The sequence below is a fragment of the Streptomyces sp. NPDC111802 genome (assembly GCF_055634335.1).
This window is the reverse complement of record NZ_JBVKCZ010000006.1, coordinates 103,495-129,958: the sequence shown is the minus strand read 5'-3', so window position 1 is coordinate 129,958 and position 26,464 is coordinate 103,495. Positions and strand designations below refer to the sequence as shown.

Here is a 26,464-nt window from a genome sequence, read left to right as displayed (position 1 = left end):
GTGATGCCACCAGTCACGGGGGGTCCGTTCGAACGCCGGAGAGCCGCCCAACTCCCCGGCCTGCGCGGCTAACCGGTGGCCGTCACTCCCCGGCCGGCAGCGCGTCGAGGAAGTGCCGTCGGCCAGTGGGCCAGGGCCGCCGTCGCGGCGTACCAGGCCACCGCGCCCGCGGCGACGGCGAACCAGCCGCCCACCTTGGTGAGTCCGTCGTTGTCGGCGAAGCCGGCGATGGCCATCAGCAGCAGGGCGACGAAGAACAGCCCGTACATGCCCTGACCGAGCTGGTCGCCACCGGCGAGAGTGAGGGACAGCGCCACGAGGGCGAACAGCAGCAGGAAGAGCCCCGCGGCATTGGCGGAGACCTGGTCGTCGGCCGCCACGGCCCAGGTGAACCAGAGGGCGCCGAGCGCCACGAACGCGGTCCCGTTCGCGCTGTCCCGGTCTCGTAGGGCCATCAGCCCGGCGACGAAGAGGGCAATGCCGCCCACGTACTGGGCGATTGATACGGCGTCAGCAGCCGACACGCCGTCGATCACATCGGTGTACCCCAGCCCGAAGGCCAACAGGGTGATGCCAAGGGCGAGTCGGCCGACCACGGTGGTGATTCCGTTTCCCGCAGAGACGTCGTTGTCCACGGCGGGCTCCCTTCATGCATGTGCAGTTGTGCGGTGTGCGATATATGCCCTTCACAAGGGCACAAACACCTCTACGCATGAGTAGGTTCACGCATCGCAGAAAGGAGTCCGGCGTCCCGAACCGCTCATCTCACCTGGGACAACGGCGAGTTACGGAATGACAACGACGGGACGCTTGGCCCGCTTGGCGAGCCGCCCCGCCACCGATCCGAAGATCCGCCCGACGATGCCCTGCGTGGAGCCGACGACGATCGCGTCCGCCTCGTACTCCCGCCCGACCTCCTCGAGCTCATGGCAGATGTCACCGCCGCGCTCGACGAGGATCCACGGCACCTCGGCGAGGTAGTCCGCACACGCGAGTTCGAGACCGAGCACCTCGGTGCGGTGGTCCGGCACATCGACGAAGACCGGTGGCTCGCAGCCCGCCCACACCGTGGTGGGCAGCCGGTTGGCGACGTGGACGATGATCAGGCCCGACCCGGAGCGATGGGCCATGCCGATGGCGTACGCGAGGGCGCGCTCGCTGGAGGTGGAGCCGTCGAAGCCGACGACGACGCCGTGCTTGAAGGCGGGATCGCAGGAATGACGTGGCTCTTCCGCCGCCAGGGGCTCGGCCGCCGTGGGGTCGGCGACGGGCCGCTTGCGGTCCGCTGGTTCGAAGAATTCGTGACCGGCCATGGCTGTCTCGGCGTATTGATCCTTATATGGGTGGGACATCCGTGTGCGGCGGAGCTGTGTCCGGGAATGGTCTTCCCAACCCCATACCCCAAGGGTACGGCGGCACGCCTCCTTAGCCCAGATCCCCGCTCACTGTCGGTGCGGGTTCCAGGGAGCATGCACGAGGGGACGCCCGTAACGCAATGCTTGCTGCGGTGTACAGGCGGTTTGCACAGGATTCACTCGCCTCTGTCGTGCGGACGGCCCACGCGGACGGCCATGTACCAGTGACCGACCGCTCGGACTCGCGTTGATCACCACGAGTCACCGCCCAGGGAGCCCAGGAGCACGCACCCATGTCCGGACGCCGCACGCCCTCCGAGGACAGCGCCACCGATGTGGTCCGCTGGGCGGCCTTCAGCTGCGTCCTGGTCCCCGTGGTCCTCCTCTGGTACGGCACCTCGCTCGCCGGCGCCACCGGCACGGCCCTCGGCCTCGCGGCCGTGACGGGCGTCTGCCGGTTGCTGCTGCGCCAATCGGAACGCGGCGCGGCGCGGCTGCGGCAGGAACAGCGCCATGGTCCGTCACCCCGGCGTCGTGGCCGCCACCACAGGACGGGAACGGGCGCCCATAGAGGCGGACGTCACACTGGGGGAAATACACCGGTCGGCTGACCGGTTTCCGCGCACAGGCACGCTGCTTTTCAGCCAACTTCTGGCGCGCATGCATCCCCTGTCCAGAGCACCCCCCAACCCCCGTTCCACCTGCACGGAAAGGGCCTCAGGGGGTCTGCGCACCCTACGTGGATTGGCCACTGCGACAAGGCGCACTTCCCTGCACGGCCCGCGAGTGCAACGCTTCGTGATCGAATGCTTCACGCCAAGTTGCCAAGTCGACAATGTACCGAGTGACGAACCGGCCACTGAGGCACGACGCGACACAGTAGATTCGATCTTGACTGTCTACGGCGGGGGACTCGTGCAGGACCGAGGGGAAACGTGCAGGAGCGACACAACCGAGGAGCCGCGACCACCGAGGGGGGCTTAGCAGTATGAGCCACGACTCCACTGCCGCGCCGGAAGCCGCGGCCCGGAAGCTTTCCGGGCGACGCCGCAAGGAGATCGTCGCGGTGCTGCTGTTCAGCGGCGGCCCCATCTTCGAGAGTTCCATACCGCTGTCGGTGTTCGGGATAGACCGCCAGGACGCCGGCGTGCCGCGCTACCGCCTTTTGGTGTGCGGCGGCGAGGAAGGCCCACTGCGGACCACAGGGGGCCTGGAACTCACCGCGCCACATGGCCTGGAGGCGATCTCGCGGGCGGGCACGGTCGTCGTGCCTGCCTGGCGTTCGATCACCTCACCGCCGCCCGAGGACGCGCTCGACGCGCTGCGCCGGGCACACGAGGAAGGCGCCCGCATCGTCGGGTTGTGCACCGGCGCCTTCGTCCTCGCCGCGGCGGGCCTGCTGGACGGCCGTCCCGCGACAACACACTGGATGTACGCACCGACGCTGGCGAAGCGCTATCCGTCGGTGCATGTGGATCCGCGCGAACTGTTCGTCGACGACGGCGACGTGCTGACGTCCGCCGGCACGGCGGCAGGCATCGACCTCTGCCTCCACATCGTGCGGACCGATCACGGCAACGAGGCGGCCGGGGCCCTGGCCCGCCGTCTGGTGGTGCCGCCGCGCCGATCCGGCGGTCAGGAGCGCTACCTCGATCGATCTTTACCGGAGGAGATCGGCGCCGACCCCCTCGCGGAGGTCGTCGCCTGGGCGCTGGAGCATCTGCACGAGCAGTTCGACGTGGAGACGCTGGCGGCACGCGCGTACATGAGCCGACGGACCTTCGACCGCCGGTTCCGCTCGCTGACGGGCAGCGCGCCGCTCCAGTGGCTGATCACCCAGCGGGTGCTGCAGGCGCAGCGGCTGCTGGAGACGTCCGACTACTCGGTGGACGAGGTCGCGGGTCGTTGCGGCTTCCGCTCGCCGGTGGCGCTGCGCGGGCACTTCCGCCGACAGCTCGGTTCGTCGCCGGCCGCGTACCGGGCGGCGTACCGTGCCCGGCGCCCGCAGGGTGACAAGCCGGCGGACGCGGAGGCCACGGCCGGACCGACCATGCCGCAGGGCCCGCCGCCCTCGGCATACTCCGACGCCGGGCCGGTCCCGCTGCAGACCCGCCGCACACCGGCGCCGGTGGGTACGTCCGGGCCCCTGTCGATGCCGTCGGAGAACGGCCGCGAGGCGTACGCGGCCAGCCGGGCGAGCCTGCCCGGCCAGCGCAGCGGTTCGTGACCTCGTGACGCCGGACGGGCGAATTCAGCCCGTCCGGCGCTTGCGGCGAGGCCGTTCGGGCCGGAGCGGGGGCGCTGGGGGCGGCAGCCCCCGGTGCCTCTGCTGTGACACCGGGCATCCCAAAAGCCGACGTCAGCTTTAGGGTGGTCGCATGAACGATCGCATGGTGTGGATCGACTGCGAGATGACCGGCCTCTCGCTGTCCGACGACGCGCTCATCGAGGTTGCCGCCCTCGTCACCGACTCCGAGCTGAACGTCCTCGGCGAGGGCGTGGACATCGTCATCCGTCCGCCGGATTCGGCGCTGGAGACGATGCCGGAGGTGGTGCGTCAGATGCACACCGCGTCCGGGCTGCTGGACGAACTCGCCGCCGGCACGACACTCAAGGACGCCGAGGACCAGGTCCTGACGTACGTACGCGAACACGTCAAGGAACCCGGCAAGGCCCCGCTGTGCGGGAACTCCGTGGGCACCGACCGCGGGTTCCTGCTGCGTGACATGCCGACGCTGGAGGACTACCTCCACTACCGGATCGTCGACGTCTCCTCGATCAAGGAGCTGGCCCGCCGCTGGTACCCGCGCGCCTACTTCAACAGCCCCGAGAAGAACGGCAACCACCGGGCCCTCGCCGACATCCGCGAGTCGATCGCCGAACTCCGCTACTACCGCGAAGCCGTCTTCGTACCCCAGCCGGGACCGGACTCCGACACCGCGAAGTCGATCGCCGCGAAGTACGTTCTGCCTGCTCAGTAGGTGTGCGAGAGGGGTCGCACACGGGCGCCGTAAAAGGCGTGCGCGAGCACCCCTTCGGACCCTGTACACTTTTTCTCGGCCGGTAGGGGACTTCACGGAAGTCAACAACCGGTCATGGTGGGTGTAGCTCAGCTGGTAGAGCACCTGGTTGTGGTCCAGGATGCCGCGGGTTCGAGTCCCGTCACTCACCCTTGGTGTTCAGCCGGTGACTTCAGGAACGAAGTCACCGGCTGAACCTTTTTTCCGCTGTGTCTCTGATGCCGACGCGACGGAGCGCGGCCCGCATCGACTGCGGCACCGCGCTCCTTGGGTCGACTACTCCACCGACAGCTACTCCACCGTCACCGACTTCGCGAGGTTCCGCGGCTTGTCGATGTCCCGGCCCAGGGCCAACGCCGTGTGGTAGGCGAGGAGTTGGAGCGGGATGCCCATCAGGATGGGGTCGAGTTCGTCCTCGTTCTTCGGGACCACGATCGTCTGGTCCGCCTTCTCCTGGTGCTGGTGGGCCACTGCCAGGATCTTGCCGCTGCGGGCCTTGATCTCCTCCATGGCGGCGCGGTTCTTCTCCAGGAGGTCGTCGTCGGGGACGATCGCGACCGTGGGAAGGGCCGGCTCGATCAGGGCCAGCGGGCCGTGCTTGAGCTCGGAGGCCGGGTAGGCCTCGGCGTGGATGTAGGAGACCTCCTTGAGCTTGAGGGAGGCCTCACGGGCGACCGGGTAGCCGCGGACGCGGCCGATGAAGAGCATCGAGCGGGCCTCGGCGTAACTCTGGGCCAGCTTCTCGATCTCCCCCTCCTGCTCCATGATCTCGGCGATCTGGGCGGGCAGCTTGCGCAGGCCCTCGATGATGCGCTTGCCGTCGCGGACCGAGAGGTCGCGGGTGCGGCCCAGGTGCAACGCCAACAGGGCAAAGGCGACCGTCGTGTTCGTGAAGCACTTCGTCGAGACCACGCAGACCTCCGGGCCCGCGTGCACGTAGATGCCGCCGTCCGCCTCTCGGGCGATGGCGGAACCGACCACGTTCACCACGCCCAGCACCCGAGCGCCCTTGCGCTTCAGCTCCTGGACGGCCGCCAGGACGTCGTACGTCTCGCCGGACTGGGAGACCGCGATGTACAGGGTGTCGGGGTCCACCACCGCGTTGCGGTAGCGGAACTCGGAGGCCGGCTCGGCGTCCGCGGGGATGCGGGCCAGTTCCTCGATCATCTGGGCGCCGATCATGCCCGCGTGGTACGAGGTGCCGCAGCCGAGGATCTTCACGCGACGGATCTGGCGGGCCTCGCGGGCGTCCAGGTTCAGGCCGCCGAGGTGCACGGTGGAGAAGCGGTCGTCGATCCGGCCGCGCAGCACGCGGTCCACGGCGTCGGCCTGCTCGTGGATCTCCTTGTGCATGTAGGTGTCGTGGCCGCCCATGTCGTACGACGCCGCCTCCCACTCCACGGTGGTGGGCTCGGCGGTCGTACGCGTGCCCTCCGTGGTGTAGGTGCGGAAGTCGTCGGCCTTCAGCGTCGCCATCTCGCCGTCGTCCAGCGTCACTATCTGCCGGGTGTGGGCGACCAGCGCGGCGATGTCCGAGGCGACGAACATCTCCTTCTCGCCGATGCCGAGGACGACCGGGGAGCCGTTGCGGGCGACCACGATGCGGTCCGGGAAGTCGGCGTGCAGCACCGCGATGCCGTACGTGCCCTCGATGAGCCGGAGCGTCTCGCGGACCTTGTCCTCCAGCTTCTCCGCCTGCGAGCGGGCGATGAGGTGGACGAGGACCTCGGTGTCGGTCTCGGAGAGGAACTCGACGCCGTCCGCCTCCAGCTTGCGGCGCAGGTCGGAGGCGTTGTCGATGATGCCGTTGTGGACGACGGCGACCTTGCCCTCGGCGTCCAGGTGCGGGTGGGCGTTCACGTCGGAGGGGGCGCCGTGGGTGGCCCAGCGGGTGTGGGCGATACCGGTCGTGCCCTTGAAGCGCGCCGGGACCTTGGCCTCCAGGTCGCGGACCCGGCCCTTGGCCTTGACGGTCTTCAGGCCGGCCGTCTTCGGGGAGGTGACGGCGATACCGGCCGAGTCGTAGCCGCGGTACTCCAGCCGCTGCAGGCCCTCCAGCAGCAGAGGCGCCACATCACGCTTCCCGATGTATCCGACGATTCCGCACATATATATAGGTATCCCTAGCCGTAGACGATCCGGCGCAGCTGGCGGAGCGTGAGCTCCGGTGGTGCCACCGTCCGGTATTTCAGGTCCGCCTCGATCCGTTCGAAGATCGCCGCGTTCACCAGGCCCTGGGCCTGGAGCTCGCGGTGGCGGCGACGGACGAACTCATCGGTCGTCTCGTCGAAGTAGGCGAGCACGTCCTGGATCACCCGCAGCGCCTCGCCCCGACTGAGGGGCGTGCTGCGGGTCAGGTGATCAACAAGGTCGTCGTGCACTCGGTAGATCCTGGGGTATGAGGGGCCGGTTCGCAAGAATCCTGCCCGATTTCGGGCAGGAGGGTGTCAGGGGGCTTTGGGAGAGTTATGGAACGCCCATGGGTGTTCGTTGGGCGGTTGTTCCGCGGGGGGATGTGTGCACAGACCACCTTGTGTCGCCATGGACATTCCCCGCATGGGTGTACCCCAGCAGCTGGCCGAGCGCATGAGCATGGCCGAACAGCACGAGTACCTGCGCACCAGGTTCTCGCGGCGCACGATGATCAGAGGCGGCGCCGTCACCCTCGGCGCCGTCGCGGGTGGCGCGTTCGTGCCCGGCGCCACCGCCCAGGCCGCCACCAGGACGCAGCCCCTGACGCAGACCGAGACCGTCGACGGCGCGGTCGTCGCCCCCTTCGGCCGCCACCTCGCCTTCGGCAATGACGCCCGCACCGAGATGACCGTCTCGTGGCAGGTGCCGGTCGCCGTGAAGAAGCCGTTCGTCCGGATCGGCGCCCACCCCTGGGACCTCTCCCGCAAGATCGAGGCCGAGGTCCGCACCCTGTACACCCCGGCCGGCGTCGGCGCCAGCGCCGACCACACCCAGTACTACGTCCATGCCAAGCTGAGCCATCTGCGCCCCGGCCGGACCTACTACTACGGCGTCGGCCACCAGGGCTTCGACCCCGCCGAGCCGCACCTGCTCGGCACCCTGGGCACCTTCACCACCGCCCCCGCCCACAAGACGCCGTTCACCTTCACGGCCTTCGGCGACCAGGGCGTCAGCTACCACGCGCTGGCCAACGACAGCCTGATCCTCGGCCAGAACCCCGTCTTCCACCTGCACGCCGGCGACATCGCGTACGGCGACCCGGCCGGCCAGGGCAAGACCTCCGACACCGGCTTCGACTCGCGCACCTGGGACCAGTTCCTGTACCAGACCGAGTCGGTCGCCAAGTCCGTGCCGTGGATGGTGTCGTACGGCAACCACGACATGGAGGCCTGGTACTCGCCCAACGGCTACGGCGGCGAGGAGGCCCGCTTCACGCTCCCCGACAACGGGCCGGACCGGAAGAACCTGCCGGGCGTCTACTCCTTCGTCTACGGCAACACCGCGGTCATCTCGCTCGACCCCAACGACGTGTCGTACGAGATCCCCGCCAACCTCGGCATCTCCGGGGGTACGCAGACCAAGTGGTTCGAGGAGCAGCTGAAGAAGTTCCGCGCGGCCCACGACATCGACTTCGTCATCGTGTTCTTCCACCACTGCGCGTACTGCACCTCCACCGCGCACGCCTCGGAGGGGGGCGTGCGCCAGGAGTGGGTGCCGCTGTTCGAGAAGTACCAGGTGGACCTCGTGATCAACGGTCACAACCACCAGTACGAGCGCACCGACGTGATCAAGGGCGACAAGGTCACCAAGAAGCTGGAGACAGGCGGCACGGCCTACCCCGAGACCGAGGGCGTCGTCTACGTCACGGCGGGCGCGGCCGGCCGGAGCCTGTACGCGTTCTCCGCGCCGGACTCCTACGAGGGACACGAGAACGAGGTCGACTCCGTGGCCTCCTTCGTCAACCTCAAGGACGGCAAGAAGAACGAGACCGTCGCCTGGTCGCGTGTGCGCTACCTGAACTACTCGTTCCTGCGCGTGGACGTGAACCCCGCCCCCCGCGGCCGCTACGCCACCCTGAAGGTGCAGGGCATCGCGGAGACGGGTGACCGGATCGACCACTTCACGGTGGCCCGCAAGGCCAAGTAGGCCCGCGGCACCGGGGGTATCCGCTACATCCGCTTCAGAACCGCCTGCTTGGCCATGGTGAACTCCTCGTCCGTCAGCACTCCCGTGCGATGGAGCTCGCCGAGTTCACGCAGGCGGCGCAGGAGGGCGTCGTGGTCCTGCACCACGGTGTCCTCCTGCGGAGCGGCGGCCGCGACGGGCGCCGCCGGATGCGGCAGACGGGCCTGGACGGCCGCCGCGATCAGGGCCATCAGCGGGTCCTTCTTGAACCCCCACAGCTCCACGGAGTTCGGGTCGTACTTGGGCGGGGCCTTGGTGGGCGCGTTCCTCACGGTGAAGCGGAGGTGTCCGTTCTCCAGGCCCGCCGCCGGATGCCACTCCACGGCCGAGATGTCGGCGAGGGTGAGGGAGCGGGTGCCGGCGGCGGCCTTGGCGTCCTCCGTCTTCCAGTTCCACTCCAGGCGGACGTGCTCCCCGTCGAAGCTCGCGGTGGCGTCCCCGGCGGAGACCGACAGGGGGACTGAGGGGCCCGGCAGCAGATACGCCTCGACCGGGTCGGCGGGCACCTCGTCCAGCAGCAGGCCGTTGCGCACCTCGTCCACGAAGTACTCCGCGACGCCGTAGCGGTCGGACTCCACGATCAGCTGGTAGGGGTCATGGGGCTCGGTGAGCCGGCCGCCGGTGGCGTGCAGCAGCGGGTCGGCACCGTCGCGCAGGCGCAGCCTGAGCCGTCCGGCCTTCTTGCCCTGCTCGAAGGAGACCCCCGCCAACGCCCCCAGGGGGACGACCAGTTCACCCAGCGTCTTGCGGAACAGGCTGACGTTCTTGTCCCGTCCGGGAGTCAGCCGCAGTGCGTCGCCGTCGAAGACCCACGTGCCGTCCTTCTGGATGATTTCCGCCATGGGGTGGATTGTTCCACCAGTCCCACGAGAGAGTGGTCCAGACCTCTTGGAGCTCAACGGCTCATGGAAGGGACGGTTTTGTGAGACACAGAACGCTGCGCCTTCTCGGTTCCCTGCTGCTGGTCGCGATGGGCGTCTCCGTGACAGGGGCCGCTCCCGCACAGGCGGCCCCACCCACCCCGCTCGACCGCGTGGTCCCCGCGCCCGCGTCGGTCGCCCCGAGCGGATCCCCCTACCGAATCACCCGCGACACCCGCATACGCGTTGACGACTCCCGCGAGACCCGCCGCGTCGGCGAATACCTCGCGCACATACTCCGCCCCGCCACCGGCTACCGACTCCCGGTCACCGAACACGGTCCCGGCGGCATCCGACTGCGCCTGGCCAAGGGCCCGTTCGGCGCCGAGGGCTACCGCCTCGACAGCGGCCGCAAGGGCGTCACCATCACCGCGGCCCAGCCCGCCGGCCTCTTCCACGGCGTGCAGACCCTGCGCCAGCTGCTCCCGGCGGCCGTCGAGAAGGACTCCGTCCAGCCCGGCCCCTGGCTGGTGGCGGGCGGCACGATCCAGGACACCCCGCGCTACGGCTGGCGCGGCGCGATGCTCGATGTCTCCCGGCACTTCTTCACCGTCGACCAGGTCAAGCGCTACATCGACCAGCTCGCCCTGTACAAGATCAACAAGCTGCATCTGCACCTCAGCGACGACCAGGGCTGGCGCATCGCCATCGACTCCTGGCCGCGCCTCGCGGCCTACGGCGGCTCGACCCAGGTCGGCGGCGGCCCCGGCGGCCACTACACCAAGGCCGACTATGAGGAGATCGTGCGGTACGCCGCCTCCCGCTATCTGGAGGTCGTCCCCGAGATCGACATGCCCGGCCACACGAACGCGGCGCTGGCCTCCTACGCCGAGCTGAACTGCGACGGCGTCGCGCCCCCGCTCTACACCGGCACCGAGGTCGGCTTCAGCTCGCTGTGCGTCGACAAGGCGATCACATACGACTTCGTGGACGACGTGATCCGGGAGCTCGCCGCGCTCACGCCGGGCAAGTACCTCCACATCGGCGGCGACGAGGCGCACTCGACCAGCCACGAGGACTATGTGAGGTTCATGGACCGGGTGCAGCCCATCGTCGCCGAGTACGGCAAGACCGTCGTCGGTTGGCACCAGCTGACCGGGGCGACTCCGGCGCCGGGGGCTGTCGCCCAGTACTGGGGGCTGGACGGTACGAGTGCCGAGGAGAAGGCGCAGGTCGCCAAGGCCGCGCAGAGCGGGACGGGGATCGTGCTGTCTCCGGCGGACCGGATCTACCTCGACATGAAGTACACGGCCGACACTCCGCTGGGGCTGGACTGGGCCGGCCTGGTGGAGGTGAAGCGGTCGTACGACTGGGATCCGGGCAACTACCTTCCCGGGGCGCCTGCTTCGGCGATCCGAGGTGTGGAGGCTCCGCTGTGGACGGAGACGATCACCAAGTCGGACGACATCGAGTACATGGCGTTCCCGAGGCTGGCGGGTGTGGCCGAGCTCGGGTGGTCGCCGGCTTCCACGCATGACTGGCATGCCTACAAGGTGCGGCTTGCCGCGCAGGGGCCGCGGTGGGAGGCGTTGGGGATCAACTTCTACCGGTCGCCGCAGGTTCCCTGGTGATTGGTCGTCTGCGGGCCGGTGGGGGCTGGTCGCGCAGTTCCCCGCGCCCCTAAAGGGGCGCTGAAGCCGACGGGCACCCCGGGGGACCGTACCCCGGGGTGCCCGCCTGTCTGTGTGGGGCCGGGTCTACAGCCCTGCGATGGGGTTCTTCAGGTTGCCCACCAGTTGCAGTGCGCCGGCCGGGTCCGCCAGGTCGACCATCTGCTTGTTGTTGCGCAGCTGGAGCCGGTTGAGGCAGGACAGCGCGAACTCGGGGGCGAACATGTCGTACTGCTTGAACTTGTCGCCGAGTTCGGGCACCGAGCGCTGGTAGTCCCGGGTGACCTCGGCGACCGTGCGCCAGAACTCGTCCTCCTCCAGGATCCCCTCGGCCGCGAGGTTCGCGGCGAGGAAGCGGAAGAAGCAGTCGAAGACGTCCGTGAAGACGGACAGGAGCTTCTTGTCCTCCGGCACGTCCACACGCAGCCGCTCGACCGTCGGCGGCAGCACCGCGTCCGGGTCCATGACGGCGATCTCCTCGGCGATGTCCTTGTAGATCGCGCGCTGGACGACGCCGTCCTTCAGGACCAGGATGACGTTCTCGCCGTGTGGCATGAACACCAGGTCGTAGGCGTAGAAGCTGTGGAGGAGCGGGGTGAAGTAGGCCTTCAGATAGCGGCGCAGCCACTCCGTCGGCGTCAGACCCGACTCTTCGATCAGCGCACCGGCGAAGGAGGCGCCCTCGTGGTCGACGTGGACGAGCGAGGCCATCGTGGCCAGTGACTCGCCCTCGTTCAGGGAGGCGACCGGGCTCTCGCGCCACAGGGCGGCCAGCATCTTGCGATACGGCGAGTAGCGGTCGGTGGCCTTCTCGTACTCCAGATGCCGGTAGCCGACGGCGGCACGCTCGCGGATGATCGACAGACCGGTCGCCTTCAGCACCGGGTCGCCCTCGATGAGCTGGGCCAGCCAGTCGTTGATCGCGGGGGTGGCCTCCATGTAGGCGGCCGAGAGTCCGCGCATGAAGCCCATGTTGAGGACGGACAGGGCCGTCTTCACATAGTGCTTCTCGGGGCTGGAGGAGTTGAAGAAGGTCCGGATGGACTGCTGGGCCAGGTACTCGTCGTCGCCCTCGCCCAGACAGATCAGGTGCTGCCGGGCGACCTCGGCGGCGAAGGTGACGGTGAGCTTGTTCCACCACTGCCAGGGGTGGACGGGGATGAGGAGGTAGTCCGCCGGGTCGAGGTTCTGGTCGCGCAGGACGCCGTCGAAGCGCTCGACGGTCTCCGCGCCCAGTTCGTCACGTACGAAGGCCTCGTACTCGATGCCGACACCGGCCGTGAACGCGGCCCGTGAGCGATGGGCCGCGAGCCAGACCAGCCGGACCGGGCTCGCGGTCTCGGGGGCGTACGACAGGTACTCGTGGATGCCGAAGCCGAGCCGCCCGTTGTTGGCCACGAAGCAGGGGTGGCCCTCGGTCATGCCGGTCTCGATGGCCTGGAAGCCGCTTTTGACCAGCTCGGCGACCGGGGTCTGCGGCTTGGTGAGCTTGTAGCAGGTGCCGGAGAGAGTGGAGGAGATCTCCTCCAGGTAGACCGGCAGGACCTCGTCGCTCAGGCCCAGGGACTTCTGCAGCTCGATGAAGAAGTCCAGGGCGGCGAGCGGGAGTTCGGCGCCGTCCCGGTGACGGGTGATCGAGCCGGCGTCGACCTGCCAGTGGTCGAGGGCGCGGATCACGGCCGTGAAGGTGTACCGGGTCAGGCCGTCGTCGCTTCGTACGACGTACTGATCGCCGTCCTGCTCGGGGGTGATCAGCCGCTCGTGCGCGAACTCGGCGAGTGCCTTGCGGATGAGGAGGCGGTTGGCCTGCGCCCAGCGCTCGGGGGAGAGGTGGGCCGTGGCGTCGGCGAGGCTCATCCGTGCACCGCCTTCTCGAAGTGCTCGCGGGTGCAGAAACTCAGCAACGCCTTCTTCTCCGGCTTCTGTATCTCTCGCTCGGGTATGAACCCGACGGCCTCGTTCAGGGCGTGGACGGCCTTGTTGGCGACGTCCGGCTCGACGACGACGCGGGCGGTGCGCGGGTCCTCGAAGAGGTGGGTCATCACGGCGGTGATGACAGCCTTGGTGAAGCCGTGCACGGGCTTGTCGGTGGCCGGCGTCAGGAAGTGCATGCCGACGTCGCCGGGCTCGGGCTCGTACAGGCCGACCAGCTCCCGATGGGCGGGGTCGTACTTCTCCATCAGGAAGGCGGGGACGCCGTCCTGGAGGCCGAGCAGGGCGTGGTGGTGCTCGTCGGCCGCGATCTCCATGTACGCGCGCTCGACATCCTCCAGCCGTGCGTCCTGCATCATCCAGAAGGCGGCCTTGGGGTGGGTGACCCAGGCGTGGAGGAGCTCGGCGTCCTTCAGGGGGTCGAGGGGGCGGAACGTGAACGTCATACGGAGAACTCCTGGAACGCGATCGTCTTCTCCACCGGGTAGTACTCGGTGCCGAGCAGCTCGCGGATGATGTACGCGTTCCGGTAAGGGCCCATGCCCAGGTCGGGGCTGGTGATGCTGTGCGTGTGGACGCCGGCGTTCTGGAGGAACACCCCGCGGCCGGTGATGTCGATGGCGTAGTTGCGGGCGACGTCGAAGTTGCCCCGGGAGTCGCGGACCAGACGGTCGCGCACGGGCGCCAGGAACTCCGGCTCGGCGTACCTGTAACCGGTGGCGAGGACCAGCCCCTGCGTGTCGAGCTCGAAGTCCTTCTGCTGCTCCTCCTGACGGAAGGACAGGGTGTACGTGCCGCTCTCGTATCGCGCGCTGTTCAGCGAGGAGTTGGTCAGCAGACGCGTTGGCACGGGACCGCCGAGGTTCTTCTGGTAGAGCAGGTCGAAGATCTCGTTGATCAGATCGCCGTCGATGCCCTTGAACAGGCCCTTCTGCTCGGCGGTGAGCCGGTAGCGGGTGGCCTCCGGGAGCTCGCGGTAGTAGTCGATGTACTCCGGCGAGGTCATCTCCAGCGTGAGCTTGGTGTACTCCAGCGGGAAGAAGCGCGGGGAGCGGGTGACCCAGTTCAGCCGGTAGCCGTGGACGTCGATCTCGCTGAGCAGGTCGTAGTAGATCTCGGCCGCGGACTGCCCGGAGCCGACCAGGGTGATCGACTCCTTCTTCTGCAGCTCCGCCTTGCCGGCCAGATAGCGGGAGTTGTGGATGAAGTCGCCGCCGAGATCCTGGCACGCGTCGGGTATGTACGGCGGGGTGCCGGTGCCGAGGACCAGGTGGCGGGCGCGGAAGAGCTCACCGGCGGCGGTCTTCACGACGTAGACCTCGTCCTCGTACGTCACCTCCGTCACCGTCGTGCCGAAGCGGATGCTGCTCAGCTTGTTCGCGGCCCAGCGGCAGTAGTCGTCGTACTCGACCCGCAGCGGGTAGAAGTTCTCGCGGATGTAGAACGAGTACAGCCGGCCCTTCTCCTTCAGGTAGTTCAGGAAGGAGTACGGCGAGGTCGGGTCGGCCAGGGTGACCAGGTCCGACATGAACGGGGTCTGGAGATGGGCGCCCTCCAGGAACATGCCCGCGTGCCATTCGAAGTCCGGCTTCGACTCCAGGAAGACGCCGTCGAGTTCCTCGATCGGCTCGGTCAGACAGGCGAGGCCGAGGTTGAACGGGCCGAGCCCGATCCCCACGAAGTCATGGGTTGCGGTCGGGTTTTCAGGACGCGCGGTCAAGGGACTCTCCCAGGTACTGCTCGGCGTGGCCGGCGATCAGGTCGAGGACGGCGGCGATGTCTTCGGTCGTCGTCTCGGGGTTGAGCAGGGTGAACTTCAGGTAGTGGCGACCGCTCACTTTGGTGCCCGCGACCACCGCGTCGCCGGAGGCGAACAGGGCCTTGCGGGCGTACAGGTTGGCGCGGTCGATCTCGGCGGGGTCGGTGACGGCGGCCGGGATGTAGCGGAAGACGAGGGTGGACAGGGACGGCTCCACGACCACGTCGAAGCGGGGGTCGGCGGCCAGCAGCTTCCAGCCCTCCACGGCCAGATCGCAGACCTCGTCGAAGAGCTGCCCGATGCCGTCGGCGCCCATCGTGCGCAGGGTCATCCACAGCTTGAGGGCGTCGAAGCGGCGGGTGGTCTGCAGGGACTTGTCGACCTGGTTGGGGATGCGCTCGGTGACCATACGGCGCGGGTTGAGGTACTCCGCGTGGTAGGTGGCGTGGCGCAGCGTCGAGGCGTCGCGGACCAGCACGGCGGACGAACTCACCGGCTGGAAGAAGGACTTGTGGTAGTCGACGGTGACCGAGTCGGCGCGCTCGATGCCGTCGATGCGGTCCCGGTACTTCAGGGACGCCAGCAGGCCGCAGCCGTAGGCGGCGTCGACGTGCATCCAGGTGCCGAACTGCTCGCACAGTTCGGCGATCTCGGGCAGCGGGTCGATGGAGCCGAAATCGGTGGTGCCGCCGGTGGCGACGACGGCCATGGGCACCAGACCGTCCTGCCGGCAGCGCTCCAGCTCGTGGGCGAGGGCGACGGTCTGCATGCGCTTGTCGTGGTCGACGGGGAGGGAGACCACGGCGTCCTGGCCCAGGCCCAGCAGTTTCGCGGACTTCTTCACGCTGAAGTGGCTGACCTCGGAGGCGAAGACGCGCAGTTTGGCCAGGCTGTCGCTCTTGGCCTCCTCGCGGGCGAGGAGGAGCGCCTGGAGGTTGGACTGCGTGCCGCCCGAGGTGAAGACACCGTCGGCGTTCTCGCCGAGGCCTATTCGGTCGGTCGTCCAGTCGATGAGCTTGCGCTCGATGAGGGTGCCGCCGGCCGACTGGTCCCAGGTGTCCAGGGATGAGTTGACGGCGGAGAGGATCGCCTCGCCGAGCACCGCGGGGATGACGACCGGGCAGTTGAGGTGGGCGAGGTAGCGGGGGTGGTGGAAGTAGATCGCGTCCCGGAGGTAGACGTCCTCCAGTTCGTCGAGCACCGCGGCGGTGTCGTGCAGCGGCTGGTCGAGGTCGATCGCGTCGATGGCCGGGGCGAGGGCGTCGACGGCGACACCGGTGAACGGACGGTCGGTGGCGGCGAGTTTGGCTGCCACCCGCTCTATACCTTCGGTCACGGAGCTGCGGTACCGCTCCGCGGTCGTGTCATTGAGCAGGTGCGAGCGCATGGGGAGGTCCTCCGGTGGGGGCGGGCCGTGAAGTGCGTGATGCGGGGTGCGTGGCGCAGGATGCCACTTAGGTTAGCCTAACCTAAGTTGCTTTGGCCAGGACGGCATCAAGGGTGACGACGATCACTTCAGTTGCCGTTGCGGCCCAATCGCCTTGCTTTCAGGGGCGGTTACTCCCCTCGCTCCCGCAGCTGCTCCTCGCTCAGCCCCTGCCTCCAGTACCCCACGAAGGTCACCCGGCGCCGGTCCACCCCGCGCTCACCGACGAAGTGCCGGCGCAGCGCCTTCACGCTGCCGGACTCGCCCGCGAGCCAGACGTACGGCCGCGCGGCGGCGGGGAGTTGGGCGGCCCGGATGGCGGCGAGGGCCTCCTGCCGCACCAGCCAGGTGACCTCGGCGTCGGCCGCGGTCGCCAGGTCCTGGATGTCCCCGGCGTCGTGCACCTCCAGCCACACCCGGGCGCGGGTGCCGGCCGGCAGCGTTTCGAGGATGGCGGAGACGGCGGGTACGGCGGTCTCGTCGCCCCATATGACGACCAGGTCGGCGTCCTCCGGCGGCCGGAACCGGATCGCCCGGTTGTCGGCGATGGCCGGACCGAGCAGCAGGACCCGGTCGCCGGCGGTCGCGCCGGAGGCCCAGTGGGAGGCGGGCCCGGCCGGGGTGTGCAGGACGAAGTCGATGTCGATCTCGTCGGGGTCCCGGCGGAGCGCGCGGAGCGTGTACGACCGCATCACGGCGCGGACGTCGTCGGGGAGTTCACGCCACCCGTGCCACCAGCCGTCGCCGAGTTCGAGGGGAACCCGGGGTTCGGTCTGGCCGGGGTGCGGCAGGAACAACGACAGGCTCTGGTCACACCCGTCGGAGAAGAAGTACCGCAGATCCTCCCCTGCGAAGGTGACCCGGACCATGGACGGCCCGAGCCGCCGCGTCCGTACGACCTGGAGGGAAAAGAATCGGAACGGGGCGGCGACGGCGGTGGTCATATGTGCTCCTGAGGTGACGCGCCCCAAAGGGGCGCGGGGAACTGCGCGACCAGCCACGGTGGACGCGCAGTTCACCACGGTGCGGTGGGCCTACGGCGCTGAACCGGCTCTCCCAGCGGAGCGCCTACGCGACCTTCTTGGCCTTCTCGATGGCCTCGGCAAGGCTGGTCAGCAGCGGTGTGCACTTGTCGTACGACAGAATCGGCTCGGGCGAACGCGCGATGACCTGCCCGGCCTTGACCGCCGGCAACTTCTTCCAGGTCGCCTCGGTGATGTCGGCCGGCTGAATCGTCGACGACCGGTCGTCCATCATGATGATGTCGGCCGGGTACTTGTCGACATTCTCCCAGCTGAGGCTCTCGAACCAGCCGCCGCCCTCCTTCTTGGCGCTCTCCGGCGGCTCGACGAAGTTCACGCCGAGGGCCTTGAAGTACTCAAGGTCGATGGAGAGGTTGGTGCCGGAGACGTAGAAGATGTCCTGGCTGGCGGAACCGGCCATCACCTTGATCTCGGGGCGGGACTTGGCTGCCTTGCGCAGGCGCTCGGCGGCGGCCTCGAAGTCCTTCTTGGACTGGGCCACCTTGGCGGCCTTCAGGTCCGCGCCGAGGGACTCGGCCAGCTCCCACACCCGCTCCAGTGGCTGGGTCAGCTGACGGTCGTAGACGGAGATGGCCGCGCTCGGGGCGAGCTTGGCGATCTTGTCCTTGGATGCCTCGGGGACGTACCAGAGGGTGCCGGCGCTGTCGAAGGTCGTGGAGATGAGGACCTCGGGGGCGAACGCCGCGTACTGCTCGACGTTGAACTGGTCCCAGACGTTGCCGAAGACGGTCAGCTTGCTGACGTCCATGTCGCCGGCCTGGACGTCGGCCTTGCCGTCCTGCGTCTTGGTCGGGCCGAAGACGCCCTTGACCTCGATGCCGTAGTCGTACAGGGCGGCCGCGAGACCGACGAAGGCGACGATCTTCGTCGGAACCTTGTCGAGCTTCACGGTGGTGCCGCGGTCGTCCTTGAACGTCCAGGGGCCGGACTTGGCGGCGGTCGTGCCCTCGCCGGAACCATCGCTTTTCGCGTCGTCGTCCCCGCAGGCCGTGAGCACGGCCCCGAGGCCGAGGGCGCCGCCGGCGGCGAGGATGCCGCGGCGGGTGAGGTGGGTGGCTCTTGCGTTGGACATGGCTACGCTGCTTTCGAACAGGGCTGATCACCGGCCGGACAATTCGAAGGTAGGTTAGCCTAACCTGAGCTGATGTCCAGAGGGTGGGGTCCTTGTGATCGAAAGCTGAGGGGCGGCTGTGGGCTTGTCGACGTCCCGCCGCCCCCTCACCCCGGTCGGAGTCCGAACCGGCTCCCGTCAAGCTTTGATGCGCCGAGTCACCGCCCTGACGAGGTCGGTCCTGGCGACCTGAAGGGCGAAGCCCTGCTCCCCGTCCGCGGCGGGCTTGGCGTACCAGGGCAGGGCGCGGCGGCGCCACTTCGCCGCGGTGAGGGTGCCGGGGAGCGCCGGGAGGGGCAACGCCCAGTCACCGAGCCGCAGTTCGCCGTGCCAGAGGCCGGCGGGGAGTTCGGTGACGGGGACACGTACGGCGAAGGTGCCGCCGGTCGTCGAGGCGGGGAAGGCGGCGCTGTCTCCCCGGTCGTTGCGGAGGGCCACGACGAGCATGCCCTCGGGGTGGCCGGCGAGGGTGCAGCGGCCGGTGAACTCCAGCTCCGTGGGAGCGTCGGAGGCCCAGCGGACGGTGTCGTCCAGGCCGAGACGGGGCAGTACGGCGTGCTTTTGCTCGCCGAGGTCGAGGGTGAAGTTGCCGTGCGGGTGGGTGGTGTAGAGGGTGGCGGCGCGAGGGCCCTCGGCGGTGGCCACGACGTGTGTGGCGGCCTTGGCGGACACGTCGGCGGCCCGCTTGCTGCCGATGCGGACCTCCCGGGTGATGCCCTGGGCGCCGATGGCGAGGGAGATGTCCCACAGCCCGTCTCGGAGCGGACCGCCGTCGGCGGCCGTGGCGATGTCGACGGCGGCCTCGAAGCCGGCCCTCTCGTAGGTGTACTGCCCCTCGTCCTGGTCGGCGCCGAGTCCGGGCGTCGCGGTGTGCGTGACCGGCAGCCGGAACTCCACCTTGCTGTCACGCTCGCGCAGGACGAGCTCCGTGCTGACGTCTTCGGTGGCGACGCGGTGGAGGTAGCCGTGCCCGGCGAGACGCAGTGTGGTGCCGCGCAGCTCGGCGCGGGTGACCCGGTGGCGTACGCCGAGTTGGTCGGTGACGTCGTAGCAGCTGTCGGGGATGGCGCGGTCGGGATCGCGGAGGAAGGGGTAGCGGGCGAGGGCGCGGCCGCCGTCGACGAGGACCGGGGTGGCCACGGTGCTCCGGGCGAGTTCCCTCTCGAACCGTACGAGCGCGAGGAGTTCGTCCAGCATCTGCTGCCGTACGAGGTGCAGCCGCAGCCGGGCCATCGCCGAGAGCCGGTCGTTCAGGCCCTCGTGCCACAGCGGGGCGATGGTCTCGGCGAGCCGGGCGAGGGCCTTTTCCTGCTGGGGGCGGTGCTCGTGCGCCAGATGGTCCAGGAGCTGCCGCACCTCGACGGTGAGGTGCCGGTGCGCCAGGTGGTCGCGGCCGGGGCCCGGCGGCACGTCCTCCAGGATCATGTCGATCACGCGCGGCAGGAAGGTCAGCCGGGGCTCGGTACCGCCCGTGCGCAGGGTGATGTTGCCCTCGTCCTCGCGCTGCACCCAGTACAGGCAGTCGTAGGAAGCCAGTACGGAGATGCCCGTCGCGTGGAGGTAGGCGGGCCCCACGAAGAGCTGGTCCTCGCCGATGGACAGGTCCGCGGGGAAGCGCAGGGCGTGACGCTCCAGCAGTTCCCGGCGGAAGAGCTTCATGGGGTTGAGCGTCCAGTAGACGCGGGACGAGAAGACATCGGTCTTCGGCTGGTCGCGCCGGAACATCGAGGAAGGGGCCCCGCGTCCGCCGACGCCCACCATCTTGCCGAGCACGACATCCGTGCCGTTCTCCTCGGCCATGGCCACCATGCGTTCGAGTGCTTCCGGGCCCAGGTAGTCATCGGCGTCCAGGAAGAACACAAACCGTCCGCGGGCGTGGTCGAGTCCTGCGTTACGAGGCACCGAGGGGCCGCCGGAATTCTCCTGCTCGAAAATCCTGATCAACCCGGGGTACACATCGGCCAGGCGGTGAAGTTCCTTGGCCGTTCCGTCGGTTGAGCCGTCGTCGACGACGATGATTTCCAGCTCGTCCTGGCCGATGCTCTGCTCGGCGACAGACGTAATGCAACGCGTCAGATAAGGCATCGCATTGTACGCGGCCACAATTACGGAAACGGCCGGGGCAGCCATCGTCACGCTCTCCAAGAAATACGGGGCACGCCCCGTTTTTCTGGATGGCTTTTCTATTGGCTGGTCGGATGCCGTTGAGCGCCATTTGCGGGGGAAGATGCCACAAAGGAATGTGAAGATACCATGACCAGGCCGTGCCTGTGGCATGACCACCTAGTGAAGGGCGGGCTCAAAGCGCCTGGGTGCCCGGGTGCGCGGGTGGTTCACCACGGCTCAGACGCAGTCTTCCCCCGGGTCGGCCCGCGCCCGGGTAGGCGCGGGCCGATGCTGAGGCTCAGCCCACCAACCCCAGCTCCCGCGCGATCAGCATCCGCTGCACCTCGCTGGTGCCCTCGCCGATCTCCAGGATCTTGGAGTCGCGCCACATGCGGGCGACCGGGTACTCGTTCATGAAGCCGTAGCCGCCGTGGATCTGCGTGGCGTCGCGGGCGTTGTCCACCGCGATCGTCGACGAGTACAGCTTCGCCAGCGCCGCCTCCTTCTTGAAGGGCTCCCCGGCCACCAGCCGCGATGCCGCGTCGCGCCAGGCGAGGCGGGCCGTGTGGGCCTTCATCTCCATGTCGGCGATCTTGAACTGGATGGCCTGGTTGGCGCCGATGGGACGGCCGAAGGCCTGGCGTTCCTTGGCGTACTTGACCGACTCGTCCACACAGCCCTGCGCCAGGCCCGTGGCGAGTGCCGCGATGGCGATCCGGCCCTCGTCCAGGATGCGCAGGAACTGGGCGTAGCCACGGCCCTGCTCGCCCAGGAGGTTGGCCGCCGGGACGCGGACGTCCTGGAAGGACAGCTCACGGGTGTCGGAGGCGTTCCAGCCGACCTTCGAGTACGGGGCCGCGACCGTGAAGCCGGGGGTGCCGGACGGGACGATGATCGACGAGATCAGCGGCTTGCCGTCCGGCTTGCGGCCGGTCACCGCCGTGACCGTGACCAGGCTCGTGATGTCCGTACCGGAGTTGGTGATGAAGCACTTGGTGCCGTTGATCACCCACTCGTTCGTCGACTCGTCGAGGCGGGCCGTCGTGCGCGTCGCGCCCGCGTCCGAGCCGCCGTCCGGCTCGGTGAGGCCGAAGGCGCCGAGGATCTCGCCTGAGCAGAGGCGGGGGAGCCACTCCCGCTTCTGGGCGTCCGTGCCGAAGAGATGGATCGGCATCGCGCCGAGCGAGACGCCCGCTTCGAGGGTGATGGCGACCGAGGAGTCCACCCGGGCCAGCTCCTCCAGCGCGATGCCGAGCGCCAGATAGTCGCCGCCCATGCCGCCGTACTCCTCGGGGAACGGCAGACCGAACAGGCCCATGCGGCCCATCTCCCGGACGATCTCGTACGGGAACTCATGACGCTCGTAGAAGTCGCCGATCTTGGGCGCCACGACGTCGTGGGCGAACTCCTCCACCGTGCGGCGGAGATCCTCCAGTTCGGGGGAGAGACGGTGGTCCATGGCTGTTCACTGCTCCTTGTGGGAGAGGGCTCGTACGGTGCGGGACGGGCTGGGTCGGCCCAGTTGGTCGGCCATCCACGCGCTTGTGGCGACGAGGCGGTCGAGGTCGACTCCGGTGTCGATGCCGAGGCCCCGCAGCATCCACACGAGGTCTTCCGTGGCGAGGTTTCCGGTGGCGGACTTGGCGTACGGGCAGCCGCCCAGGCCGCCGGCGGAGGCGTCGATCGTGGTGACGCCGTGCTCCAGGGCGGCGTAGGTGTTGGTCAGTGCCTGGCCGTAGGTGTCGTGGAAGTGCACACCGATGACGTTCGTCGGCACGCCCTCCTCGTTGAGGAGGGAGAGGAGTTCGAGTACGTGGCCCGGGGTCGCCACGCCGATGGTGTCGCCGAGGCTCAGCTCGTCGCAGCCCATCGCGACGAGCGCCTTGCAGACCCGGGCGACCTGGTGGAGGGGGACCTCGCCCTCCCAGGGGTCGCCGAAGCACATCGACACGTAACCGCGGACGTGCAGGCCCTCCTCCTTGGCGCGGCGCACCACCGGGTCGAAGACGCCCAGCGACTCGTCCAGCGTCCGGTTGAGGTTGGCCTTGGCGAAGGACTCCGTGGCGCTCGCGAAGACGGCGACCCGGCGGGCGCCGAGGGTCAGAGCGCGGTCCAGGCCGCGATTGTTGGGGACCAGGACGGGCAGGTGCACGTCCGGCAGATCGGCGACGAGCGGGAACAGCTGCTCGGCGTCGGCGAGTTGGGGCACCCACTTGGGGTGCACGAAGCTCGTGGCCTCGATCGTGGTCAGTCCCGCGTCGGCGAGCCGGCGCACGAACTCCGCCTTGATCTCTGTCGGCACGGTCGACTTCTCGTTCTGCAGGCCGTCGCGCGCGCCGACCTCGTGGATGCGGACGCGGGCGGGCAGATTCGGGGTCGGCACCGTCATGGGCAGCGTCATCAGTCCTCCTCCACCGGGGTGATGACCGCCAGGACCTGGTCCATGGCGACCGTCGTGCCGGGTGTGACATCCAGTTCGGCGACCGTGCCCGCGTGCGGGGCGGAGATGACGTGCTCCATCTTCATCGCCTCCACCACCAACAGGCTCTGTCCGGCGATCACTTCGTCCCCCACGGCGACCTTCACCACCGTCACCGTCCCCGGCATGGGCGCGGTGAGCGAGTCGGCGCCCGCGTGGGCGGCCCCGGTGAGCGAGGCGGCCACCGGGTCGTGGTCACGTACGTGCCAGGCGTCGCCGTCGCGGCCCAGCCAGGTGCCGTCCGGCAGGGCGGCGAGGTGGAAGGTGTGGCGGACGCCGTCCAGGGTCACCGAAACGCGGTCGTCCGCGACGGTGGCGGAGCCGCGCGGGGCGTGCTCCACCGGGTCCTGGACGCGCAGAGGGAAGCCGACGGGCTTCATCGTCCCGCCCAGCCGCCAGCCGCTCGGCACCGAGAACGGGTCCGTCCAGCCGTCGCCCTTCGGCCGCAGCGATTCAAGCCGTACGGCCGCCGCCGCCTCGTAGACCTCTTCCGATACGTCGGTGGAGACCAGGTCGTCCACCACCCGCTCGACCAGCCCCGTGTCCAACTCGCCGGCCACGACCGCAGGATGCGCGAGCAGCCGCCGCAGGAACCCGGCGTTCGTCTGCACGCCCAGCGTGACCGTCTCCGCGAGAGCCGCGCGAAGCTTGCGCAGCGCCGTGGCGCGGTCGGGGCCGTACGCGATCACCTTGGACAGCATCGGGTCGTACAGGCTGCCGACCTCCGTGCCCTCGCTCAGCCCGGAGTCGGTACGGATGCCGTCGCCCTGCGGCTCGCGGAGCCTGAGGACGGTGCCGCCGGAGGGGAGGAAGCCGCGGGCGGGGTCCTCGGCGCAGACGCGGGCCTCGACGGCGTGCCCGGTCAGCCGGATCTCGTCCTGCGCGAACGGCAGCCGCTCACCCGCCGCCACCCGCAGCTGCCATTCCACCAGATCGAGGCCGGTGACCAGTTCGGTGACCGGGTGCTCCACCTGGAGGCGGGTGTTCATCTCCATGAAGTAGTACGACGACGGATCGCCGCCCGGCACGATGAACTCCACCGTGCCCGCCCCCCGGTACCCGCACGAGCGCGCCGCCTGCACGGCCGCCTCGCCCATCGCCGCCCGGGTCTCCTCATCGAGCAGCACACTCGGCGCCTCCTCGATGATCTTCTGGTGCCGCCGCTGCAACGAGCACTCGCGCTCGCCCAGGTGCAGCACATTGCCGTGGCCGTCGGCCAGGACCTGGATCTCGATGTGCCGGGGGCGGTCGATCCATCGCTCGACCAGGAGGGTGTCGTCGCCGAAGGAGGCGCGGGCCTCGCGGCGGGCGGCGGCGATCTCGTCCGCCAGCTTCGCCGAGTCCCGCACCAGCCGCATGCCCTTGCCGCCACCGCCGGCCGACGGCTTGAGCAGCACCGGCGTGCCGATCTCGCGGGCGGCGTCGGCCAGTTCGGAGTCCGTCAGCCCGCTGCCGCTGGACCCGGGCACGACCGGCACCCCGGCCGCCTTCACCGTCTCCTTGGCGCGGATCTTGTCGCCCATCAGCGCGATGGCGTCCGCGGGCGGGCCGATGAAGACCAGCCCGGCGTCGGCGCACGCGCGCGCGAAGGCGGCGTTCTCCGCGAGGAAGCCGTAGCCGGGGTGGACCGCCTGGGCGCCGGTGCGGGCCGCCGCCTCCAGCAGCCGCTCCACGGACAGATAGCTCTCGGCGGCCGCCGCCGGACCGATCCTCACCGCCGTGTCGGCCTCACGGACATGCCGGGCGTCGGCGTCCGCGTCGGAGAAGACAGCCACCGAGCGCACGCCCAGCGAGCGGAGCGTACGGATCACGCGGACGGCGATCTCGCCCCGGTTGGCCACGAGGACTGTGTCAAACATGGTCGGAGTCATCGTCGAAGTCCCCCTCACATCCGGAAGACGCCGAACTGGGGGTCACCCAGCGGCGCGTTGGCACAGGCGGTCAGGGCGAGGCCCAGCACCTGACGGGTCTCCAGCGGGTCGATCACGCCGTCGTCCCAGAGGCGGGCCGTCGCGTAGTAGGCGTTCCCCTGGCGCTCGTACTGCGCACGGATCGGGTCCTTGAAGGACTCTTCCTCCTGCGCGGGCCAGTCCTCGCCCCGCGCCTCCAACTGGTCCCGCTTGACGGTCGCGAGGACCGAGGCGGCCTGTTCGCCGCCCATGACGGAGATCTTGGCGCCCGGCCACATCCACAGGAAGCGGGGCGAGTACGCCCGCCCGCACATGGAGTAGTTCCCGGCGCCGTACGACCCGCCGACCACGACCGTCAGCTTCGGCACGCGTGTGCAGGCCACCGCCGTCACCATCTTGGCGCCGTGCTTGGCGATGCCGCCGGCCTCGTAGTCCTTGCCGACCATGAACCCGGAGATGTTCTGCAGGAACACCAGCGGGATCCCGCGCTGATCGCACAGCTCGATGAAGTGGGCGCCCTTCTGGGCGGACTCGGAGAACAGGATGCCGTTGTTGGCGACGATGCCGACCGGGTGGCCGTGGATCCGGGCGAAGCCGGTGACGAGGGTCTGCCCGAACTCGGACTTGAACTCGGCGAAACGGGAGCCGTCGACCACGCGCGCGATGATCTCGCGTACGTCGTAGGGGGTGCGGGAGTCGACCGGGACGGCGCCGTAGAGGCCGTAGGGGTCGACCTTCGGCTCGGCGGCGGTGGTGACCTCCCACGGGAGCGGACCGCGCGCGGGGAGGGTGGCGACGATGTTCCGGACGATCCGCAGCGCGTGGGCGTCGTCCTCGGCGAGATGGTCGGTCACGCCCGACACCCGCGAGTGGACCTCGCCGCCGCCGAGCTCCTCCGCGGTGACGACCTCGCCGGTGGCTGCCTTCACCAGCGGGGGACCGCCGAGGAAGATCGTGCCCTGGTTGCGGACGATGACGGCCTCGTCGCTCATGGCGGGGACGTAGGCGCCGCCGGCGGTGCACGATCCGAGCACGGCGGCGATCTGCGGGATCCCGGCGCCCGACATCCGGGCCTGGTTGTAGAAGATCCGCCCGAAGTGCTCGCGGTCGGGGAAGACCTCGTCCTGCATGGGCAGGAAGGCGCCGCCGGAGTCGACGAGGTAGACGCAGGGCAGGCGGTTGTCCAGGGCCACCTCCTGCGCGCGCAGGTGCTTCTTCACGGTCATCGGGTAGTACGTCCCGCCCTTGACCGTGGCGTCATTGGCGACGATCACGCACTCGCGTCCGCTGACCCGGCCGATCCCGGCGATGACGCCGGCCGCCGGGGCCTGGCCGTCGTACATGCCGTCGGCGGCGAGGGGAGCGAGCTCCAGGAAGGGCGAGCCGGGATCGAGGAGGGTGTCGACCCTGTCCCTGGGCAGCAGCTTGCCGCGCGCGGTGTGCCGGGCGCGCGCCTTCTCACCGCCACCGAGCCGCGCGGCCGCAAGCTTGGCGCGCAGCTCCTCGCCGAGCGCCCGATGGGCCTCCTCGTTGGCTCGCCAGGCCTCCGACGCGGGATCTGCCGCGCTGTGGAGCTCCGGTGCCTCGTGCATCCTGCGGTCCCCTCACCCAGTGATCGACTGTTAATGAGCGTTA

Annotated in this window: 21 protein-coding genes and 1 tRNA gene; 6 read left to right on the top strand and 16 right to left on the bottom strand. The window is 69.2% G+C overall.

All coding sequences use genetic code 11. The annotated features are described in order from the left end of the window. Window positions 1–68 precede the first annotated feature (68 nt). Together ACZ7NC_RS08275 and ACZ7NC_RS08270 are read right to left on the bottom strand one after the other, a co-directional pair. Complete coding sequence (locus ACZ7NC_RS08275; protein ID WP_471486032.1) at window positions 69–635, bottom strand: GPR1/FUN34/YaaH family transporter; 567 nt, start codon at window positions 633–635, stop codon at window positions 69–71. Window positions 636–785: 150 nt separating this feature from the next. After that, window positions 786–1,313: a universal stress protein gene (locus tag ACZ7NC_RS08270; RefSeq protein ID WP_030944387.1), complete on the bottom strand. Its 528-nt coding sequence runs from the start codon at window positions 1,311–1,313 to the stop codon at window positions 786–788. Between the two features lie 335 nt (window positions 1,314–1,648). Here ACZ7NC_RS08270 and ACZ7NC_RS08265 point away from each other — a divergent pair, with 335 nt between their 5' ends. The 4 genes from ACZ7NC_RS08265 to ACZ7NC_RS08250 all read left to right on the top strand — a co-directional run bounded on the left by ACZ7NC_RS08265 (window position 1,649) and on the right by ACZ7NC_RS08250 (window position 4,526). After that, entirely contained in the window at window positions 1,649–1,966 is a 318-nt protein-coding gene (locus ACZ7NC_RS08265; RefSeq protein WP_471486030.1) for a hypothetical protein, read from the top strand. A gap of 377 nt (window positions 1,967–2,343) precedes the next feature. After that, complete coding sequence (locus tag ACZ7NC_RS08260) at window positions 2,344–3,582, top strand: GlxA family transcriptional regulator (protein WP_471486028.1); 1,239 nt, start codon at window positions 2,344–2,346, stop codon at window positions 3,580–3,582. Between the two features lie 151 nt (window positions 3,583–3,733). Further along, on the top strand, window positions 3,734–4,336 hold the full coding sequence (gene orn / locus ACZ7NC_RS08255) for an oligoribonuclease (RefSeq protein ID WP_471486026.1): 603 nt from the start codon (window positions 3,734–3,736) through the stop codon (window positions 4,334–4,336). Window positions 4,337–4,453: 117 nt separating this feature from the next. Beyond that, window positions 4,454–4,526, top strand: a tRNA-His gene (locus tag ACZ7NC_RS08250). A 140-nt stretch (window positions 4,527–4,666) separates the two neighbouring features. Here the strand turns inward: ACZ7NC_RS08250 and glmS are convergent. Together glmS and ACZ7NC_RS08240 are read right to left on the bottom strand one after the other, a co-directional pair. After that, window positions 4,667–6,484, bottom strand: a complete 1,818-nt coding sequence (glmS, locus tag ACZ7NC_RS08245; protein WP_471486024.1) for a glutamine--fructose-6-phosphate transaminase (isomerizing) — start codon at window positions 6,482–6,484, stop codon at window positions 4,667–4,669. A 14-nt stretch (window positions 6,485–6,498) separates the two neighbouring features. Then, window positions 6,499–6,756, bottom strand: a complete 258-nt coding sequence (locus tag ACZ7NC_RS08240) for a hypothetical protein (RefSeq protein WP_471486022.1) — start codon at window positions 6,754–6,756, stop codon at window positions 6,499–6,501. A gap of 175 nt (window positions 6,757–6,931) precedes the next feature. Between ACZ7NC_RS08240 and ACZ7NC_RS08235 the strand changes: the two genes are divergently transcribed. Further along, complete coding sequence (locus ACZ7NC_RS08235; protein WP_471486020.1) at window positions 6,932–8,494, top strand: purple acid phosphatase family protein; 1,563 nt, start codon at window positions 6,932–6,934, stop codon at window positions 8,492–8,494. A 23-nt stretch (window positions 8,495–8,517) separates the two neighbouring features. On the opposite strand, the gene ACZ7NC_RS08230 is transcribed toward ACZ7NC_RS08235, so the two are convergent. Further along, window positions 8,518–9,375: a DUF4429 domain-containing protein gene (locus ACZ7NC_RS08230; protein ID WP_471486018.1), complete on the bottom strand. Its 858-nt coding sequence runs from the start codon at window positions 9,373–9,375 to the stop codon at window positions 8,518–8,520. Between the two features lie 128 nt (window positions 9,376–9,503). On the opposite strand from ACZ7NC_RS08230, the gene ACZ7NC_RS08225 reads away from it, so the two are divergent. After that, window positions 9,504–11,024: a beta-N-acetylhexosaminidase gene (locus tag ACZ7NC_RS08225; RefSeq protein ID WP_471486273.1), complete on the top strand. Its 1,521-nt coding sequence runs from the start codon at window positions 9,504–9,506 to the stop codon at window positions 11,022–11,024. A gap of 126 nt (window positions 11,025–11,150) precedes the next feature. Here the strand turns inward: ACZ7NC_RS08225 and ACZ7NC_RS08220 are convergent, their stop codons facing one another. From ACZ7NC_RS08220 to ACZ7NC_RS08170, 11 genes are all read right to left on the bottom strand, one after another. After that, on the bottom strand, window positions 11,151–12,920 hold the full coding sequence (locus tag ACZ7NC_RS08220) for an IucA/IucC family protein (protein WP_471486016.1): 1,770 nt from the start codon (window positions 12,918–12,920) through the stop codon (window positions 11,151–11,153). Continuing rightward, a complete protein-coding gene (locus ACZ7NC_RS08215) occupies window positions 12,917–13,441 on the bottom strand; it encodes a GNAT family N-acetyltransferase (protein ID WP_471486014.1) in 525 nt (174 codons plus the stop codon). Before ACZ7NC_RS08215 ends, ACZ7NC_RS08220 begins: the two co-directional genes overlap by 4 nt. Beyond that, window positions 13,438–14,715 (bottom strand): lysine N(6)-hydroxylase/L-ornithine N(5)-oxygenase family protein, encoded by a 1,278-nt coding sequence (locus tag ACZ7NC_RS08210; protein WP_471486013.1) that lies wholly within the window; start codon window positions 14,713–14,715, stop codon window positions 13,438–13,440. Before ACZ7NC_RS08210 ends, ACZ7NC_RS08215 begins: the two co-directional genes overlap by 4 nt. After that, window positions 14,699–16,141, bottom strand: a complete 1,443-nt coding sequence (gene desA, locus ACZ7NC_RS08205; RefSeq protein WP_471486011.1) for a lysine decarboxylase DesA — start codon at window positions 16,139–16,141, stop codon at window positions 14,699–14,701. Before desA ends, ACZ7NC_RS08210 begins: the two co-directional genes overlap by 17 nt. Window positions 16,142–16,311: 170 nt before the next feature. Next, window positions 16,312–17,124, bottom strand: a complete 813-nt coding sequence (locus ACZ7NC_RS08200; protein ID WP_471486009.1) for a siderophore-interacting protein — start codon at window positions 17,122–17,124, stop codon at window positions 16,312–16,314. A gap of 124 nt (window positions 17,125–17,248) precedes the next feature. Further along, window positions 17,249–18,295: an ABC transporter substrate-binding protein gene (locus tag ACZ7NC_RS08195; RefSeq protein ID WP_471486007.1), complete on the bottom strand. Its 1,047-nt coding sequence runs from the start codon at window positions 18,293–18,295 to the stop codon at window positions 17,249–17,251. A gap of 177 nt (window positions 18,296–18,472) precedes the next feature. Continuing rightward, window positions 18,473–20,464, bottom strand: a complete 1,992-nt coding sequence (locus ACZ7NC_RS08190; RefSeq protein ID WP_471486006.1) for a glycosyltransferase family 2 protein — start codon at window positions 20,462–20,464, stop codon at window positions 18,473–18,475. Window positions 20,465–20,738: 274 nt separating this feature from the next. Next, a complete protein-coding gene (locus ACZ7NC_RS08185; RefSeq protein WP_471486004.1) occupies window positions 20,739–21,899 on the bottom strand; it encodes an acyl-CoA dehydrogenase family protein in 1,161 nt (386 codons plus the stop codon). 6 nt (window positions 21,900–21,905) lie between these two features. Next, window positions 21,906–22,841 (bottom strand): hydroxymethylglutaryl-CoA lyase, encoded by a 936-nt coding sequence (locus ACZ7NC_RS08180; RefSeq protein WP_471486002.1) that lies wholly within the window; start codon window positions 22,839–22,841, stop codon window positions 21,906–21,908. Beyond that, window positions 22,841–24,778, bottom strand: a complete 1,938-nt coding sequence (locus ACZ7NC_RS08175; RefSeq protein WP_471486000.1) for an acetyl/propionyl/methylcrotonyl-CoA carboxylase subunit alpha — start codon at window positions 24,776–24,778, stop codon at window positions 22,841–22,843. The genes ACZ7NC_RS08180 and ACZ7NC_RS08175 overlap by 1 nt, the downstream gene beginning before the upstream one ends. A 26-nt stretch (window positions 24,779–24,804) precedes the next feature. Then, window positions 24,805–26,421 (bottom strand): carboxyl transferase domain-containing protein, encoded by a 1,617-nt coding sequence (locus tag ACZ7NC_RS08170; protein WP_471485998.1) that lies wholly within the window; start codon window positions 26,419–26,421, stop codon window positions 24,805–24,807. Between the last annotated feature and the right edge of the window lie 43 nt (window positions 26,422–26,464).

What these genes read in the sequence shown, in the direction of transcription:
- ACZ7NC_RS08270 (WP_030944387.1), bottom strand. Translation starts at nt 1,313, where the DNA reads ATGGCCGGTCACGAATTCTTCGAACCAGCGGACCGCAAGCGGCCCGTC.
- ACZ7NC_RS08265 (WP_471486030.1), top strand. Translation starts at nt 1,649, where the DNA reads ATGTCCGGACGCCGCACGCCCTCCGAGGACAGCGCCACCGATGTGGTC.
- ACZ7NC_RS08260 (WP_471486028.1), top strand. Translation starts at nt 2,344, where the DNA reads ATGAGCCACGACTCCACTGCCGCGCCGGAAGCCGCGGCCCGGAAGCTT.
- orn (WP_471486026.1), top strand. Translation starts at nt 3,734, where the DNA reads ATGAACGATCGCATGGTGTGGATCGACTGCGAGATGACCGGCCTCTCG.
- glmS (WP_471486024.1), bottom strand. Translation starts at nt 6,484, where the DNA reads ATGTGCGGAATCGTCGGATACATCGGGAAGCGTGATGTGGCGCCTCTG.
- ACZ7NC_RS08235 (WP_471486020.1), top strand. Translation starts at nt 6,932, where the DNA reads ATGGGTGTACCCCAGCAGCTGGCCGAGCGCATGAGCATGGCCGAACAG.
- ACZ7NC_RS08230 (WP_471486018.1), bottom strand. Translation starts at nt 9,375, where the DNA reads ATGGCGGAAATCATCCAGAAGGACGGCACGTGGGTCTTCGACGGCGAC.
- ACZ7NC_RS08225 (WP_471486273.1), top strand. Translation starts at nt 9,504, where the DNA reads ATGGGCGTCTCCGTGACAGGGGCCGCTCCCGCACAGGCGGCCCCACCC.
- ACZ7NC_RS08220 (WP_471486016.1), bottom strand. Translation starts at nt 12,920, where the DNA reads ATGAGCCTCGCCGACGCCACGGCCCACCTCTCCCCCGAGCGCTGGGCG.
- ACZ7NC_RS08215 (WP_471486014.1), bottom strand. Translation starts at nt 13,441, where the DNA reads ATGACGTTCACGTTCCGCCCCCTCGACCCCCTGAAGGACGCCGAGCTC.
- desA (WP_471486011.1), bottom strand. Translation starts at nt 16,141, where the DNA reads ATGCGCTCGCACCTGCTCAATGACACGACCGCGGAGCGGTACCGCAGC.
- ACZ7NC_RS08200 (WP_471486009.1), bottom strand. Translation starts at nt 17,124, where the DNA reads ATGACCACCGCCGTCGCCGCCCCGTTCCGATTCTTTTCCCTCCAGGTC.
- ACZ7NC_RS08195 (WP_471486007.1), bottom strand. Translation starts at nt 18,295, where the DNA reads ATGTCCAACGCAAGAGCCACCCACCTCACCCGCCGCGGCATCCTCGCC.
- ACZ7NC_RS08190 (WP_471486006.1), bottom strand. Translation starts at nt 20,464, where the DNA reads ATGGCTGCCCCGGCCGTTTCCGTAATTGTGGCCGCGTACAATGCGATG.
- ACZ7NC_RS08185 (WP_471486004.1), bottom strand. Translation starts at nt 21,899, where the DNA reads ATGGACCACCGTCTCTCCCCCGAACTGGAGGATCTCCGCCGCACGGTG.
- ACZ7NC_RS08180 (WP_471486002.1), bottom strand. Translation starts at nt 22,841, where the DNA reads ATGACGCTGCCCATGACGGTGCCGACCCCGAATCTGCCCGCCCGCGTC.
- ACZ7NC_RS08175 (WP_471486000.1), bottom strand. Translation starts at nt 24,778, where the DNA reads ATGTTTGACACAGTCCTCGTGGCCAACCGGGGCGAGATCGCCGTCCGC.
- ACZ7NC_RS08170 (WP_471485998.1), bottom strand. Translation starts at nt 26,421, where the DNA reads ATGCACGAGGCACCGGAGCTCCACAGCGCGGCAGATCCCGCGTCGGAG.